Annotated in this window: 18 protein-coding genes; 7 read left to right on the forward strand and 11 right to left on the reverse strand. The window is 43.9% G+C overall.

Going from position 1 to position 16,496, the window contains the following annotated elements:
• Positions 1-99 precede the first annotated feature (99 nt).
• The 7 genes from htpG to glmU form a co-directional block, all read right to left on the reverse strand.
• The gene (gene htpG / locus CJD30_RS03180; RefSeq protein WP_294916235.1) at positions 100-1,980 is read right to left on the reverse strand and encodes a molecular chaperone HtpG; all 1,881 of its coding nucleotides are present in this window, start codon (positions 1,978-1,980) and stop codon (positions 100-102) included.
• 101 nt (positions 1,981-2,081) lie between these two features.
• The gene (truA, locus tag CJD30_RS03185) at positions 2,082-2,810 is read right to left on the reverse strand and encodes a tRNA pseudouridine(38-40) synthase TruA (RefSeq protein WP_294916237.1); all 729 of its coding nucleotides are present in this window, start codon (positions 2,808-2,810) and stop codon (positions 2,082-2,084) included.
• On the reverse strand, positions 2,807-3,829 hold the full coding sequence (locus tag CJD30_RS03190; RefSeq protein WP_294916239.1) for an LptF/LptG family permease: 1,023 nt from the start codon (positions 3,827-3,829) through the stop codon (positions 2,807-2,809). Before CJD30_RS03190 ends, truA begins: the two co-directional genes overlap by 4 nt.
• Complete coding sequence (locus CJD30_RS03195) at positions 3,822-4,571, reverse strand: A24 family peptidase (protein ID WP_294916241.1); 750 nt, start codon at positions 4,569-4,571, stop codon at positions 3,822-3,824. The genes CJD30_RS03190 and CJD30_RS03195 overlap by 8 nt, the downstream gene beginning before the upstream one ends.
• On the reverse strand, positions 4,571-5,251 hold the full coding sequence (locus CJD30_RS03200; protein ID WP_294916243.1) for a di-trans,poly-cis-decaprenylcistransferase: 681 nt from the start codon (positions 5,249-5,251) through the stop codon (positions 4,571-4,573). Before CJD30_RS03200 ends, CJD30_RS03195 begins: the two co-directional genes overlap by 1 nt.
• Entirely contained in the window at positions 5,248-6,516 is a 1,269-nt protein-coding gene (gene coaBC / locus CJD30_RS03205; RefSeq protein WP_294916245.1) for a bifunctional phosphopantothenoylcysteine decarboxylase/phosphopantothenate--cysteine ligase CoaBC, read from the reverse strand. Before coaBC ends, CJD30_RS03200 begins: the two co-directional genes overlap by 4 nt.
• Positions 6,516-7,820, reverse strand: a complete 1,305-nt coding sequence (gene glmU / locus CJD30_RS03210; RefSeq protein ID WP_294916247.1) for a bifunctional UDP-N-acetylglucosamine diphosphorylase/glucosamine-1-phosphate N-acetyltransferase GlmU — start codon at positions 7,818-7,820, stop codon at positions 6,516-6,518. Before glmU ends, coaBC begins: the two co-directional genes overlap by 1 nt.
• A gap of 99 nt (positions 7,821-7,919) precedes the next feature.
• Between glmU and fliP the strand changes: the two genes are divergently transcribed.
• The 3 genes from fliP to CJD30_RS03225 are packed head-to-tail and all read left to right on the forward strand — an operon-like array spanning position 7,920 to position 11,157.
• Positions 7,920-8,654, forward strand: coding sequence for a flagellar type III secretion system pore protein FliP (fliP, locus tag CJD30_RS03215; protein ID WP_294916249.1), 735 nt, complete (start codon positions 7,920-7,922; stop codon positions 8,652-8,654).
• Positions 8,655-8,662: 8 nt separating this feature from the next.
• Complete coding sequence (trmA, locus tag CJD30_RS03220; RefSeq protein ID WP_294916251.1) at positions 8,663-9,778, forward strand: tRNA (uridine(54)-C5)-methyltransferase TrmA; 1,116 nt, start codon at positions 8,663-8,665, stop codon at positions 9,776-9,778.
• Positions 9,775-11,157 (forward strand): hypothetical protein, encoded by a 1,383-nt coding sequence (locus tag CJD30_RS03225; protein ID WP_294916252.1) that lies wholly within the window; start codon positions 9,775-9,777, stop codon positions 11,155-11,157. The genes trmA and CJD30_RS03225 overlap by 4 nt, the downstream gene beginning before the upstream one ends.
• Before the next feature lie 11 nt (positions 11,158-11,168).
• Here the strand turns inward: CJD30_RS03225 and CJD30_RS03230 are convergent, their stop codons facing one another.
• Positions 11,169-12,314, reverse strand: a complete 1,146-nt coding sequence (locus CJD30_RS03230; protein WP_294916254.1) for an ankyrin repeat domain-containing protein — start codon at positions 12,312-12,314, stop codon at positions 11,169-11,171.
• 92 nt (positions 12,315-12,406) lie between these two features.
• Entirely contained in the window at positions 12,407-12,919 is a 513-nt protein-coding gene (locus CJD30_RS03235) for a rhodanese-like domain-containing protein (protein WP_294916256.1), read from the reverse strand.
• A gap of 224 nt (positions 12,920-13,143) precedes the next feature.
• On the opposite strand from CJD30_RS03235, the gene CJD30_RS03240 reads away from it, so the two are divergent.
• Both CJD30_RS03240 and CJD30_RS03245 read left to right on the forward strand, forming a co-directional pair.
• Positions 13,144-13,587, forward strand: coding sequence for a DUF4395 domain-containing protein (locus CJD30_RS03240; protein WP_294916258.1), 444 nt, complete (start codon positions 13,144-13,146; stop codon positions 13,585-13,587).
• Positions 13,587-13,991, forward strand: coding sequence for an Rrf2 family transcriptional regulator (locus CJD30_RS03245; protein WP_294916260.1), 405 nt, complete (start codon positions 13,587-13,589; stop codon positions 13,989-13,991). The genes CJD30_RS03240 and CJD30_RS03245 overlap by 1 nt, the downstream gene beginning before the upstream one ends.
• Here CJD30_RS03245 and CJD30_RS03250 read toward each other — a convergent pair.
• Positions 13,988-14,242 (reverse strand): hypothetical protein, encoded by a 255-nt coding sequence (locus CJD30_RS03250; RefSeq protein WP_294916262.1) that lies wholly within the window; start codon positions 14,240-14,242, stop codon positions 13,988-13,990. The two genes, CJD30_RS03245 and CJD30_RS03250, sit on opposite strands and share 4 nt — an antisense overlap.
• Before the next feature lie 61 nt (positions 14,243-14,303).
• Here CJD30_RS03250 and CJD30_RS03255 point away from each other — a divergent pair, with 61 nt between their 5' ends.
• Both CJD30_RS03255 and CJD30_RS03260 read left to right on the forward strand, forming a co-directional pair.
• A complete protein-coding gene (locus tag CJD30_RS03255) occupies positions 14,304-14,924 on the forward strand; it encodes a CheB methylesterase domain-containing protein (protein WP_294916264.1) in 621 nt (206 codons plus the stop codon).
• Positions 14,917-15,756, forward strand: a complete 840-nt coding sequence (locus CJD30_RS03260) for a CheR family methyltransferase (RefSeq protein WP_294916266.1) — start codon at positions 14,917-14,919, stop codon at positions 15,754-15,756. Before CJD30_RS03255 ends, CJD30_RS03260 begins: the two co-directional genes overlap by 8 nt.
• Here CJD30_RS03260 and recO read toward each other — a convergent pair.
• Positions 15,753-16,370 carry a recombination protein RecO gene (gene recO, locus CJD30_RS03265; protein ID WP_294916268.1) on the reverse strand — a complete coding sequence of 206 codons (618 nt, stop codon included), beginning with the start codon at positions 16,368-16,370 and terminating at the stop codon, positions 15,753-15,755. The two genes, CJD30_RS03260 and recO, sit on opposite strands and share 4 nt — an antisense overlap.
• Positions 16,371-16,496 lie beyond the last annotated feature (126 nt).

Consider the following 16,496-nt stretch of genomic DNA (forward strand, 5'->3'; position numbering starts at 1 on the left):
GATATATACTTGATATTATAGTAGTAAAAGTTTAAAAGTAGAGTTGAATTGAGGAACAAAACTATAATTGGATTCCCACTTTCGTGGGAAAAGAAGAATTTACAGCGCTTTCGCCATAATGCGATTTAAACGTGCAATAAATCCTGCGGTATCGGCAAGCGTTTCACCTTCATAGAGTTTCGCTTGATCGAGGAGAACATGCGCCGCATCGTCGATGAGGTTCATATCTGCGCTATCACTGAGCTTTTTGATCAACTCATGGTTCGGGTTGATTTGGAGGATCGGTTTGGGAGCTGGGAAATCCCCGCCCATTTGTCCGAACTGTTTCATCATCTGCGCCATCATGTACCCTTGGTCTTCTTTGTCGATTTTCAGACACACGGCAGACTCGGTGAGATCAAAGGTTGTTTCGACTTTCGAGACATTTTCACCCAAAGCATTTTGGAGTTGTCCGACAAATGAATCCATCTCTTTGGCTTTTTGTTCGTGCTCTTTTTTCTCCTCTTCAGACTCTTCGAGTTTCGCATCCGTTACATTCACGAATTTATACTCGTTGTACTCGGTTACCATCGGGAATACGATCGTATCGATCTCTTCGTTGAGCACCAATACATCGATCCCTTTGGCTTTGAAGCGCTCTAGGGCAGGGGAGTTTTTGAGCATAGAGAGAGACATCTTCGCCGTGATGTAGTAGATCTCTTTTTTCTCTTCGTCCACACCTTTGACAAACTCGCTGAACATCACCGGCTCACTAGCGTTGAGGGTGTTGAGTTTGAGAAGCTCTAGGATACGTTCACGGTTGCCCATGTCGCTGTAAAGCCCTTCTTTGAGGACGTTACCGAACTCTTTGTAGAATGCGTCGTATTTCTCAGCATCGTTCTCTGCCAATTTAGCGAGTTCACCTAACACTTTTTTGACTGAAGCGTTTTTGATTTTCGCCATCACTTTGTTGCTTTGCAAGATCTCACGGCTCACATTGAGCGGAAGGTCGGCAGAATCGATCACTCCGCGCAAGAAACGTAGATAGGTTGGCATCAACTCTTTTTCATCGTCGGTGATGAATACGCGGTTGATGTAGAGTTTGATACCGCTTTGATAATCGACGCGGTACAAGTCCATCGGTGCTTTGGATGGTACATAGAAGAGGGTGGTGTACTCGAGCGAACCTTCCGCTTTGTTATGCATCCAGACAAGCGGCTCTGAGGAGTCATGCGCGATGCTCGAATAGAAATCTTTGTACTCCTCTTCGCTGATTTCGTTTTTGCTGATTGTCCAGAGGGCGTTGGCTTTGTTGATCTGTTTGTTAACAGTTTCGTTATGACCTTTTTCTTCGCCCTCGGCCGGTGCTACCCACTCCTCTTTGTCCATGAAGATCGGGAAAGGGATATGGTTGGAGTATTTTTTGATGATGTTTTCGATGCGGTAGGTTTCCAAGAACTCACTCTCATCGTCTTTGAGGTGCATGATGATCGAGGTACCGTGGCTATCGCGCTCTGCGGCTTCGATCTCATACTCGCTTCCTGCCATTGATGACCATTTGTAGGCATTCTCTTCACCCGCTTTGCGGCTGATCACTTCGACTTTATCGGCAACCATGAACGATGCATAGAATCCTACTCCGAATTGACCGATAAGTTTGGAATCTTTTTTCTGATCGCCGCTGAGTTGCTCCAAGAACGCTTTTGTTCCTGATTTTGCGATGGTTCCGAGGTTTTCGACAAGATCGGTTTCGTTCATCCCGATACCGGTATCACTGATAGTGAGAGTTTTTGCCTCTTTATCGATGGTGATATCGATACGCGGAGCGAAATTGATCCCTTTGTATTTCTCGTCGGTGAGGACAAGCATATTGAGTTTATCAAGTGCGTCAGAGCTGTTTGAAACGAGCTCGCGGACGAAAATCTCTTTGTTAGAGTACAAAGAGTGGATCATAAGGTGCAAGATTTGTGAGACTTCAGTCTGGAACTGATGTTTTGCCATGTGACTATCCTTTAGTGTATTGGTATTAAGTTTTGAAGTGAGGATTGTAACAAAAACGTTTAAATAATGCAAGAATTATCAAATAAGTTGAGCCTATTTGACTAATACTTGATATGCGTGAGGTAAAGTCCGTTGTGTGAAGCAATATCGGTCGAGTGCCGTTTGACACAGTTGATCTGCTCAATCAGTTGCTCTTTGGTTGCTTTTCCCGCAGAAATACGAAGTAAGAACCCGACCATCAGGCGGATTTGAGAACGCAAAAAGCCGTTTCCTTCGAATACGAGGATAAAGTAGCCTTTGTGTGAGTAGGTATAGGCACGGTAGATGATACGGGTATGGTGTTCCAAATCGTTTCCGCTTTTTTTGAAGAGTTCAAAATTATGAGTACCGACAAAACATCCGATCGCATCGGCAATCGCTTCACGGTTGAGATGGGGGACAAACGTGACGAAGTTGTCCTCAAACGGATTGATCTCATCTTCTTTGATAATATAGCGATACACACGGCGTTTGGCACTGTATCTGGCATGAAAATCGTTATCCACAAATTCGATCCGCTGTATCCGCATCGCAGAAGGGAGTTGAACGTTGAGCATCTCTTTGAGCCGTTGCACGTCAGTCCAAAACTCGGGAACATCCACATGGATGATCTGATGGGTGGCATGAACCCCTCGATCGGTACGACCGGAAGCTTTTGGGGTCGCGGTGATTTTGAGGCGATGGAGGACGGTGATAAGATGCCCCATCACGGTATTATCGGTATTGGGTTGTTGTTGGGAACCCATAAAGGCCGAGCCGTTGTAACTCAGAGTGATTTTGATACGACTCAAAAACGGTTTCCTACCAAACGTCTATAAAAAATGTATCCCATGATGCTCCACAGGAGGGCAACAACCCAAATCGTATGGAATGCGAACCATCGCTGAGTAACGATTGATGCTGCATAAAAAGCTACGACCGAGAGGAAGAGCCACAGATAAATCCACCGTTTTTGATGACGGGCATGAACCACCCCTAACGCAATGACCAAAAAGATCGAGATAAGGGGAAAAAGGCTGAGGAGGGTATTGGTGATGAGCCGTTGATTTTTCCGTTCCCGCAGCTCGTTATTGCTCCAATAATCGATGATGCTGCGATAAATCATCGGGTCGGTGGACATTTTGTCATTGATATAGGCTGTTTTGAAAATCATCGTTTTTAGAAGCTCGTTGTTGTAGCTGTAACTCTCGCCGTTGTCGAGTTTGAGTTTTAAAATTCCACCTTCGTTAATCAGTTCAGCCTGATCCGATTTGATCAGAATTTCATCTTTCATCGCTTTGTTAAAGAGGACGACATCCGAAAATACATGGGCATTTTGGTCGCTTTTGTTTACAAAGAGCATCCAGTCTCCAAAATGGTGACCGAACTCGGATGCGGTGAGGTTGAATTTGGCTTCTGACTTTTTTTTGTCAAGAAAATTGGCAGAGATGATTTTGATGTAGGGGGTAACGACGATAAAATCGACCAACAATAGAATCGTCAGCAAAAGAGCCGGAACACCTAAAACCCGTGCCACAAAAGACGGAGAGATCCCCAAAGAGAAGACAACGACCATCTCGTTGTCATTGGAGAGACGATACAATGTTAAAGCACCCGCAACGACAAAAGCGATGGGAAGGGTATAGAATAGCAGTTCAGGGATAACAAACAAATAGAGCTTCACCATCTCTAAAAGGGTGAGCTGTATGACCGCTGTATAGGTAGCGAGTTTGATCAGAAAAATGACCGATGCAATCGCAAAAAGGGGGAGAAAGATCGAAAAAAACAGAATCGACAGATGGGATAATATGTAATGGCGTAATTTATCCATATATCCCCACCAAATAGTTGTTTACGTAACTATCAAACATCAAAACAATCCAACACCCCATCGCCAGAAACGGGATAAAAGGGAGTTCTTTGGACTCATCACTCTCATCACGGGTCAAGACCAATGCCGGAAGTGCCAATACCGCACCAAAAAAGATCGCAACAAGGCCGAGTTTGATCCCGAGCAATGCTCCCATTGTCGCAGCAATCATGATATCGGCTTCACCCATTGCCTCTTTTTTGATAATGTAGGAGACGTAAAAACGCAGCAGTGAAAATCCGCCTGCAAAAAGTAGCGCATTGGTGATGTTGTATCCCAACTGGGCAAAAGAGGTGACGCTGAAGACGGCAACGCTCAGAGCACCCAGATTGAGACTATCCGGCACCATTTTGTATCGGTAATCGATCGCAGAGAGGGCAAGGAGAAGATCAAACGTGAGGGCAATACCGAATGCCTGGAGTGTGAATCCGAACTTCATTGCACTGAAAAGAAAGATGAGGGCACTGAAAAGCTCTATCATCGGGTATTGCAATGAAATTTTTTCACCGCAAAAGGCACATTTGCCGCGAAGCATGAGCCACGATATAACCGGTACGTTATGCCATACTTTGAGCGGTGTATTGCAGTGCATACAATGGGATGCAGGGAATGCGATACTCTCATCGCGCGGAATACGTATAATGACGACGTTTAAAAAAGAACCGATCAGTGCTCCAAAGATAAATACAAATAGCAATTCCATTAGTTCAATCCTCCGAAGCGTCTTTCAACGGTTTTAAATTTTTTGATAATCGATTCGAGTTCATCGGCATTAAATTCGGGCCAAAGTGTTTTGGTAAAGAAAAGCTCTGCATAGGCTGCCTGCCAGAGCAAAAAGTTCGAAAGGCGTTGATCCCCTCCCGTGCGGATGAGCAAATCGACGTCATGGGGACAATCGAGTATTGCTTGCAATGAGTCGACGGTGATGGTTTGTGCGCGTTCATGCAAAGCGTTCGCAGCTCGGACGATCTCATCGCGTCCCCCATAGTTGAGGGCGAGGCATTGGGTCAATCCATTACACGATTGCGTTGCATTTTGAACGTCATCAATCACTTTACGAAGCGATTTGGAAAAAATCGATAGATCTCCGATCGGTTCAAAACGGATATTTCCATTTAAGTAGGTTGTTTTTTCATTTTTAAGATACCGCTCAAGCAGTTTCATCAGAAATTCAACTTCGATTTTTGGGCGTTTCCAATTCTCGGTACTGAAAGCATACAGGGTCAACCGCTCAATCTCTTTGTGTCCGGCACAGTAGGTTGTGATAGCACGTACCGTTTCCGCCCCTTTTTCATGTCCGAAAGTGCGATTTTTTCCCTGAGCCTCTGCCCAGCGGCCGTTGCCGTCCATAACAATCGCAATGTGGTGAGGTTTATTGCTCATAAAGATGCTGCTTCGTCTAAAAGTTTCAATGAGATGGTCAACTTATCCGATTTTGCCAATACAACGGTTGTATCGGCGGTGATAAAATCGATACGGTTTGTCTCACTGCCGAATGGATTGGAATTATCAATAATATTGAGACACACTGCGTTGACCCCTTTATTGATCAGCAATTTTTTTGCATTATCGGTCGCAACGCTCGAATCGGTTTCGGCTTTAAACGCTACCGTTTTTATCCCCTCTTTATTACAAGAAGCAATCAGATCGCTGTTTTGTTTCATGGTGATCGTCCACGATTCACCAAGAAGTTCTTTTTTGAGTTTTCCATCTTGAGGATGGGTCGGAATGTAATCGCTCACGGCAGCCGCCATAAACAAAAACGGCTCTTTTTGGATCAACGCTATCGGTGCATCATGGATGAGAGAAGGTTTTGAGAGTTTCCCTTTTTTGGCAATACGGATCGAATCGGTGAGGTAGTCGTTCATTTCCGCTGAACTTTCTACGTCAATCGTATGAATAGAGGAGGGAAGATTGGATTCAAATCGTGTAGCGATAAGATTGACATCTGCGCCTCGCAAAAAGAGAGCAGTAGCAAGGGCAGAAGCCATTTTACCGCTGGATCGATTGGAGATGGTACGGACATCGTCGAGTTTTTCGACGGTTCCGCCTCCGGTGACAATGACACGGCGATCCTGCCAAAAATCGTTTTTAAGAAGCTGTCGGGCGCTTTCCCAGAAAATCTCCTGAGGTTCTGCCATTGCACCATCACCTGTGACCTGGCAAGCCAACTCTTTGGTTTGGGTTGCGACGATCTCGTAGTTGGCGATGGCGAGCATTTTTTGTGCGGCTTGAATGATTGGATTTTGGATCATGTTGGTATTAGCGGAGGGGGCAATGATTTTTACACCGCTGTACGCGAGTGCACATTGGGTCAGCATCGTATCGGCAATACCATTGGCAAGTTTGGCGATCGTGTTGGCAGTGACGGGAGCGATAACGAACAAATCGGCCCATTGCGCAATTTTGATATGGTTGAAATCATCTGCCCACGATTCATTGGTATCGTCCAGCACACGGTTGCGACTGAGCGCTTCAAAGCTAAGCGGCTGGACAAATTTTTTGGCGGCAGGGGTCATAACTACCCGTACTTCGGCTCCCGCTTTGATAAAAAGACGGAGCAGTTCAAGTGATTTGTACGCAGCAATCGACCCAGTTACGCCGAGGAGGATTTTTTTCCCCTCTAAAAGATTCGAAGGGACGGTCATTATTTCCCTTTGCCGAAAAATTTGGTGAAAAATCCCGCTACTTTACGGATAGGGGTTCGGCTGAGGATGAGGATGTCACTCTCATATTTCCCGGCTGTTACCGTCGTCCCCGCAGCAATCATCACATTGTCAGCAATTTCAACCGGAGCGACGAGTTGAGTATCGCTTCCGACGAAAACGTTTTTACCGATGATGGTTTGGTATTTTTTTACACCGTCGTAGTTACAAGTAATGGTACCCGCACCGATATTTGTTCCCTCCGCGATGGTCGCGTCACCCAGATAGCTCAAATGTCCCGCCTTCACTCCTGTAAGGTGTGATTTTTTCACTTCGACAAAATTTCCGACATGGGTATCTTCGAGAACACTGAGCGGTCTTAGATGCGCCAGCGGTCCGACATCGGAATTTTTAACGGTACTATCTTCGATAACACTGTGTGCTTTGATATGCGAATGGGAGATGAGGGTGTTACCGCACAAACGGACGCCGTTTTCAACGATACATTCTCCTTCAAATTTTACCCCCTCTTCGAGATAGATGGTCTCAGGCAACTGCATGATCATTCCTGCATCCATCCAGGATCGGCGTAGGCGATCCATCATAATCATTTCGGCATTGGTGAGATCGTTTTTGGAATTGACTCCCTTGAACTCGACCTCTTCGACATAGAGCGGTGAAATGGAAAGAGCGTCATTGCGTGCCATTTCAATCACATCGGTCAGGTAGTATTCACCTTGTGCATTGGCATTCGACAATTTCGGAATATAGGTCTGCAATACGTGGTGTTTGAATGCATAGACACCGGCATTTACCGTGTTAATCGCTTTTTCGCTCTCACTTGCATCTTTCTCTTCAACGATCCGTTGTACGCGGTCATTTTCGATAACGACACGTCCATAGCCCGATGGGTTATCGAGAGGGATAACGGACATGACGATGTCGGCAGGATTGGCGAGGAATTTTTCAATAGACGAGCGCTGAATGAGCGGCATATCGCCGTTAAGGACGAGGACATCATCGTATTTAGGATAAACTCCCATCATCGCTCCTCCCGTTCCGGGGAAATTCTCGGCATCTTGGGTGACAAACGTAAGATTGTCAAAATGTTTTTCCATAGCAGCGATAACGGCATCTTTTTGGTGGGCTACAACGACAATGACATCATCGGTGATCTCGCGTGCAGCTTTGATCGAGTAGTAGAGCATCTCACGTCCGCAAATCTCATGCAGTACTTTAGCTTTCGGCGATTTCATCCGAGACCCTTTGCCGGCGGCTAAAATGACGATAGAGAGTGAGTTGGACATGATGGCTCCTAGTAGTTATTCGCGATATTTTATCAGATTTTAACGAGAACCACCCTTAGTCTATGGTATTATCACTTCTTTAATTTCGGGAGTGTCGATTTGGGTCGTTTTATCTTCTTATTGCTTTTTATCCCATTTGCGCTATGGGGTGCTGATCCGCAAGTACCGGCAATGAATTTTAATCTCACTGCCCCCGAATCTCCGGCAGAGGTTGTCAGCTCTCTTAATGTATTGCTTGTTCTTACCATTCTCTTCTTAGCACCGAGTCTCGTATTGGTGATGACTACGTTTACCCGTTTTGTTATCGTGTTTGGATTTTTGCGTCAGGCATTGGGGACACAGCAAGTTCCTCCGACGCAGCTGCTTGTGATGTTGGCGCTGATTTTGACCGTATTTGTTATGGAACCTGTCGCTACCAAAGCGTATGATGAAGGGATAAAACCTTACAGTGAAGAGCGCATTACGTACGACGAAGCGTTTGAAAAAACAACCGAACCGTTCAAAAGTTTTATGGTCCGAAACACCCGTGAAAAAGATTTGGCCCTCTTTTTAAGGATTCGCCACATGCAAAATCCTCAATCGATCAAAGAGGTTCCACTTACGATCGTAATCCCAGCATTTATGATCAGTGAGCTCAAAACAGCGTTTGAGATCGGATTTTTGCTTTTCTTGCCATTTTTGGTCATCGATATGGTTGTTGCCTCGATTTTGATGTCGATGGGGATGATGATGCTTCCTCCTGTTATGATCTCGATGCCGTTCAAGATACTTGTCTTTGTCATGGTTGACGGCTGGAATCTGCTGATCGGCAATCTGATTGCCAGTGTCAAGTAGGGTGTTAAATGCAGTGTGAATATTTTGGAGTATGCGGCAGTTGCCGTCATTACGAGAGCGGTTATGAAGGACAACTAAGCCATAAAGTTTCTGTTGTCAAAGAGATGTTTTCTCCCCTCTATGCGGGCGAGATTGCTGTGTGTACGTCACCGAGTGAGCGGTATCGCTCCCGTGCAGAATTTAAAATCTATCATGACGATGGAGGTATTTTCTATGCGATGAGCCGCCTCGATCGGCAGGGGGCATTGAAGATTGAGCGTTGCTCGATAGTCTCACCGCTCATCGCATCGGTGATGGAGAAACTTCTCATTGAAATCAGTGATCTTGGGATTGCTCATAAACTCTTTGGTGTCGATTTTTTAGCCTCAGGCAATGGGGAAATGACGCTCAGTATGCTCTATCACAAACCGCTGGATGAGGAGTGGCAGACGAAAGCCCGCGAACTCGAAAAACGGCTCGGCGTATATGTGATCGGACGGAGCCGAAAGCAAAAACTCATTCTCTCTCAGGACTATGTGACAGAAACGCTCCGTATTCAAGGCAGAGAGTATCGCTACATCCACATTGAAAACAGCTTTACCCAGCCCAATCCGAGAGTGAATGAACAGATGATCGAGTGGTCTCTCGCGCAACTTGATAATATCGGCGGAGATTTGCTCGAACTCTATTGCGGAGCAGGGAATTTTACGATCCCGTTTGCATCGAAATTCGATGCCGTATTGGCGACGGAAATCTCCAAAGCCTCTATCCATGCGGCGAAACAAAATATGGCGCTCAACAATGTTGAGAATATCGAGTTTGTCCGCCTCTCGGCAGAGGAATTTACTCAAGCACTTGACGGTGTGCGCGAGTTTCGTCGTCTTGAGGGTCTAAAAGTGAGCGACTACCGTCTTAAAACCCTCTTTGTCGATCCTCCGCGTGCGGGATTGGGAGAAGAGCCATGTGTGTTTGCCTCGCGGTTTGATCACTTGCTCTATATCTCCTGTAATCCCGAAACGCTGCTGCGGGATTTGGAAATACTGAGTAAAACCCATACGATCGATGCCATGGCGGCATTTGATCAATTCCCTTATACCCATCACTTAGAAATGGGTGTGAAGCTAACCAAAAAAGGATCTCGGTGAAAAAAGCGGTTTTGCTCAGCGCATTCAGTGCGATATATCTCTACGGCGCGGATGCTAATCCTCAAAATGTGATTAACGAAGTTGCCAATTTACGGCAAAAATACGAAGAGTGCCGACAAGCGCAAAATAATAGTATGAGCGCTTCAGAGAGTGCCGCAAAAATAAAAGGGTACCAGACGCGAATCGCCGCACTCGAAAATCAGATTAAACAAACCGGCAGTGAACTTCAATCGTTAAAAAAACTAAATACCGACATCGAACGTGAACTCTCTCAAAAGAGGGGCGTGGTTCAAAGCTTGGAACGCTCTTTGACCCTCAAAGATCAACAGCTGCGTGATGCGTCGGCATTGAACGAAAAACTCGGCAAAGAGGCTAATGCGATCAAAGTAGGAAAAATTGAGCGAGAAAGTCTCAAAAATGCGTTGGTCAAAGCAAAAATGGACGCAGAGCAGCTAGAGAGGTCGATGGGGAAAACCGATAAAGAGGTCGTAGCACTGCGCGCTTCTTTGGCATCGGCAAAAGCAGAGGTCGAAAAACTTCGTTCCAAACCCCTTCAAAATACTCCATCAACTCCTGTCCCTGTAGCGAATGTCAATACGGACCAAAGCAATAAGATCAAAGCCCTCCAAAACGAGTTGGCTAAAGCGAATGCAGCCATTTTACAATTGCAAAACAATGCCAAAACGCCTGCCGTACAGGAGAAAATTGTTACCAAATTGGTTGAACCGACAGAAAAAATAGCGGCATTGCAACGCGAACTCTCCGCAGCGCAAACGACGATTGCCAATCTCAAAAATACTCCTGGCGTTAAAACCGTTGTCAAAGAGAAAATTGTCGAAAAAATCGTTTACAAAGATCGTCCGGTACCGCAAGAGAAAATGGTTGAAAAAATCGTCTATAAAGATCGACCGGTTATTCAGGAAAGGGTTGTTGAAAAAGTGGTCTATAAAGATCGTCCGGGTGTTCAAGAAAAAGCGGTGGCAAAACAGAGCTCTCCGACAGAACAGCTCAACAAAGCTTTAAGCCAAAAATTAGCACAACCTCAAAAACTGACCCCGCCGAAAGAGACAAAATTGAGTGCTCCAGCTGTTGTGGAAAAAGCCCAAAAGAGTGTAGCACCTTCAAAAGCTCCCGCTGTTGCTATCGCTTCTGAGCCTCCAAAAAAATCAGGACCTTCCGCCTATCGTATGGCGACCGATGCCTCTGTCTACAATGCACCCAATGGTCGGGCCGTCGATACGTGGGAAGCACGCCGATCTTTTACCTCGGGAACAACGGCTAATGGATGGGTGAAAATTACCGGATATTTTGTTAATCGGGTTTGGCAAAGAGCGGATCAGGATTTGTGGGTCAAAGAGAGCGACGTTATTCGTCGCTAACTTAGGCCTCCTCAAAACGGCAAGAATTGATGGATGAGTTGTCTGGCTCCCTCTTTCATGAGCTCATTACCGACCGTTTCCCCTAAACTGGGTTGAGATGGAAGCGGTTGCTGCTGTATCGGAGTTTGTTGATAGACCTGCGGTGCAGATACCGGTTTTGGTGCGGCAGATGCTAATTTTGATTTTTTGATTTCAGATGTTACAGAAATCATACTTGCGATGATATTGTCACTGAACCCCAATTTTTGTAGTTGTTCTATCTCTTCCATAGAAAAGTTTTTAAATACTGCCCCTGAACTGTTCACTTTTGCGATAATCAACGTCTCATTCATTTTTTTTGTAATGTAGGTTTTAATATCATAAACGCGCAGATTATGATCTCCCGTCATTAAGAGTTTAATAGTAGGTTCGCTAATGGTTTCGAACTGCTCGGGATGTTGATTGAGGAACTCTTTGAGCGCTGTGAAATCTTTTTTTTGGATAAGTACTTGAAGGTCATTATTTTTGGGCGCTGCAGCGGTTGCAACGGCCGGTTTAAGTGGTTGTGTTTCAAGTCGCGGAGTAATCTTAGGCGGAGTAAACGTCGCTAAATAGTTGCCAAATTCGCTGGCGTTCGGATTATTGAACTGTTGAGCGAGCATCAAAGGTGTTCGACCGCTTCCGTCTTTACGATTGGCATCCGCACCGTATTCAAGGAGAAATTTTGCGACACGGATCGATTTTTTGTTATACATCGCCCAATAATGTATCGGTGTCCATCCTGCTACATCTACAGCATTGATATTAGCCCCTGTTGCAAGCAGCAAACGTGCATTATCTTCACTCTCTCCCCACACAGCGTAAGCCAATGGCGTTGTGTTGGATTGATTTTGTGCATTTGGATTCGCCCCGTGATCAAGCAGATATTTGACCGTTTCAGGCTTAGCATGCATAACCGTAGAGTGCAGAACGTTGTTTTGAACAAGACCTTTTTGATTGATATCAACCCCTTCTTTTAAAAGGCGCTCGATTGTAGGAATATCATTTTGGACTGCTGCGGTATGCAATGGGGGCATTTGATACGTTTGTGCAGGAGGAGAATATGCCGGAGCACAACCATTGATAAATACGATAGAGGAGAAAAGGGTGATGAAGGTGTATAGATTCCGTAGAGCCATAGATTAAGCCTTGTAACGGTATGGATTAAAGTGTACCTGAAAATTATAGTACATTTAATCCAAAATCGGAAAACAATAGGTCAATTTATTTGTTAAAAACCGTCATACGGTAATTTGGCCTCTTTCCATCCGAACATAAAACCATTATCAAGATTGTAGGCTTTAATCCCTTCTTTTGCCAAAAGATTTGCCGCCGCTTTTGATCGAGGTCCGCTTCGACAAACCAGGATGACAGAATCAACACGACGTATTTTCATGGCGCTCATAACATCTGCAATAAAATTTTTATTGAATACTTCTTTGGCATCATAGAGTTTTTGAATATCTTTATGATCTTTGGCTTTATCGGTTTTGAGTTCAAATTCCGAACTTTTTACCCGCTCTTCGATCGATTTTGGGATATAGGTCCACTCGTACGCAGGAATATTGATAAATCCCTCCCCGTGTCCCGTATAAATGTATTCAAGCGTTGTCCGAACATCGACAATGATCGCTGTACCTTTTTTTTGCATTTCGTGAGCTTCTTGAGCACTCAGATCTCCTTCATAGATATCATCGGCATTGAGTGTAAGACACATCAAAAGAGAAAGCAAGATTTTTTTCATAACGTTGGAAGTCCTCTATAATAATTATTGATGTGATTGTAGCTCAAAAAGATTATACGCAGATGAAAAAAAGTTGATTAAGATAGGGAGTTATATTATTTGAAATTGTTCTATATCTCATCGATAAGGGATAAAGATGGAATAATAATCCATAGTAAATTGATATGGTTACTTGACAATTAAAATCTTCTGCAATACAATGACGAAAAATATAGGAGTAAATTATGGCACAACAATGTCCTTTAATTTTTCGTCAGATCGATGCGACTGTAACACGAATCAATACGTTATTTGTGATACTCGCTTTAATGGCATTTTTAGCGCTTCATAATACGATTATATTGATCGCATTGATTATTGATTTTATCTTGCGTTTGTATGGATACAAACAATTCAGTCCGATCAATAGACTCTCGTTGCTGATACAGAAAAAGTTTTCATTGCCGATCAAAATGGAAGATGCCGGAGCAAAACGTCTTGCAGCATTCTTTGGAGTCGCTTTTACCATTATTCTTTTGGTAGCATCATGGTTTCATGCGGATACTTTGGTAGCATTGGTTGCAGGAATATTCCTTTTTTGTGCCGCACTGGAGCTTTTTTTCGGATTTTGTGTCGCGTGTAAAATTTATTATATCGCCAAAAAAATTTATCCGAAAGGATTTGAGTAATGGCCGCACTCTCATCTAAAGCAATTTATGGTCTTGCTGCAATGCATGTTTTGTCTCATGCTCCCTATGCGCGGGCCATGCAGGTGAGAGAAATTTCTGCGATGACACAGATATCTCATGGTTATCTGGAACAGCTTTTATCGATCTTACGCCGAAATAATTTGGTAAGCAGTATACGGGGAGCTTCAGGAGGGTACAAACTCTCGCGTCCCAGCCATGAAATTGAAGTTATAGAGATTATAGAAGCTCTGGAAGGACCGTTTTATAAAATAGAGGGGAACTTGGGTTCAAGTTTGATCTTGGAATATTTTTGGGGCGATATTGAAGAAAAAATGCGGGGATTGTTCGGAATGAAACTTTCCGAACTCGATCAAGCGTATCAACCGCACTATTACGAGATTTAGTGCTTTTGTTGATTTCTTTCAATCAATTTACGTTTTTTCATCATCATGAGTTCGATTTCAGTTGCATTTTTGCCGTTGTAAATCTGTTCGATCTGATGATGACCTTTTGATTGCACCTCTTCATAAAAATCTTTCAGTGACGAGCCTTTTTTGTTGCCTACCTGAGTTTTATACAGAGACTCGATCTCAAGCTTTTTTTCGGGAGCGGCATATTTTGCCAAAACTGCTTCACTCGCTTTATTAATACGCATATCAACTCGTTTTATTAAATTTGTTTTTCCAAAGCAAAAAACGTACCTAAAATCTCTTGTGATGATTGATTGGATTGCATCTTTATTTAGGCTAAAATACGGCATGAATATCGCATCATTGATTCTTATCGGGGCATCAACCGGAGGTCCCGGCCGTATTTATTCGATACTTTCAGCTTTGGATAACCGGTTTGAGGGGACGATCATTATTGCTCAGCATATGAGTGCCTCGTTCATACCGAGTTTTATTCACCAGCTTCAATCAATGGTCTCTTTGCCGATATCGGCCGTAGAAGATAGCGTAATGCTTAAAAAGGGGACAATTTATGTTTGTTCCCTCACAACACGTATGGTTGTCAAAAACAAAGAGATTTGGATAGAGCCGGTTGGAGAAAGCGGGTACTCGTATAACCCTCAAATCGACGTACTGTTTGCATCTGCTGCTGAGCTCCCCTCTTCGCTAAAACGGCTTGGGGTTATTTTAACCGGAATAGGAGACGATGGAGCAATCGGTTCGTTGGCCCTTTGTAAATCGGGGGGAGACTGTCTTTTTGAGAGTGAGGAAAGCTCAATCGTGTATGGTATGCCGCGTCGAGCAAAAGAGCTGGTTCCCAGCGGTACCGTTGCCTCGATCGATGAAATTGTCGATTTGATCAAAAGATACGGTGGTTCTGATGTTTAGTTGGTTCAAACCTAAAAAAAAATCTGTTGTTGAGAGAGTGATCGAAAAAAAAGTAGAAAACTTCCAAAACCCGCGTATGGTTCTGGAGCGCTTTACTGCCATTACCGGTATCCATTTTAACCAAAAAGAGTCGATTACTGCATCGAAATTGATCAATTTTTGCCGAAACCACTCTCTGTACTCTTTTGAAGAACTCTCTCATGCAATGGTTAACAACCAAAAGATTTTAGAAGCTTTGATCAATATGCTTACCGTCAATGAAACCTATTTTTTCCGAGAATCGCGTCAGATTTTTTATCTTGTTGAGAAAATCGTTCTTTCGCAAAAAGCGGTTCGTATTTTGTGCGCTCCCGGATCAACAGGGGAAGAACCGTATTCCATTGTGATGGCATTGTTGGATCGGGACGTTTCTCCCGATCGGATTGAAGTGGTCTCTTTGGATATCAACAGTGATGTTGTAGCGTTGGCGAATAAGGGTTTATACAGCGCACGCTCACTTCATAAAACATCACCTCATTTGCAGGTCAAATATTTTGCAAAAGAGGGGGAAATGTTTAAAATTTCGGATGAGATAAAAAATCTGGTGAGCTTTCATACACTCAATATCTTCGATGATGCACTTTTTGCATTGGGTTCGTTTGATGCGATTTTTTCCCGCAATATGCTCATCTATTTTGATGAACCGACGGTTTTAAGAGCGGTTGAGCGGTTAAGCCGTCTGGCAAAAGATCGCCAATCTCTTCTTTTTTTCGGGCATGCCGATTTTGTCAAAACGCCCTCTGTTTTAGTCGAGCATTATGAAGAAGGGGTGAAATTTTATACCCCTCACTAAAGCCCTTCGTTAAGAATATACCATAACCGTTCAACCTCTTTATCGTCTAAAAAAAGTGTTGATGAATGCTTATAGAGCCATTCGAGTCCTTTAGGATTGATCGAGAGGGTATGAGAGCAGTTTTGATGCGCCGGCAGAAATGCGCGGATAAGGGAGATATCTTCTTCAATCGGAAGATCGCAGAAAAAGCAGTGAAGTTCTCGATGGAGTCGCCCCTCATAGTCTAAAAGTTTTACATACGATTCGATGGCAACCCGTTTTGGATTTTGGTCTTTCCAGCGGATGGAAGCATCGTTTAAAAGGGAAAAATAAAAATTGCCGATGGATTCGGAATCTTTGAGATGAGGGTGGAAGAGGGTGATGAACTGCTGCCAGAGCCGAAGCCGTTCGAATTGACCCATCCAATTAAACCCGAGATGGATGACATCCTTCATTCTTGGGATAGATGACTTGAGTGATGTTTCGGTTTCAAAGTCGATTTTGAAACCCATATTGATAGGACTGTGCCGTGCGCCATAAAATCGATAAAGGGTCTGTAAGCTTTCCTCAGCTATGATAGTGACAATCATATCTTCTTCACGAACACGGGTTAGTTTGATGATGAAGCCCTGCATATTTGATTCTACTTTACACGTTTTAAATTAATTTACTTATTATTCATCGTTATTTTAACCTTTTTTAACCTGACAAACAGTAAAATAAGAAAATTTCATCTTCCTTTAGACTACTTATGTTTAAAA

Origin of the sequence: Sulfuricurvum sp. PD_MW2 (assembly GCF_002633015.1) — a bacterium.
Classification (GTDB): Bacteria; Campylobacterota; Campylobacteria; order Campylobacterales; family Sulfurimonadaceae; genus Sulfuricurvum.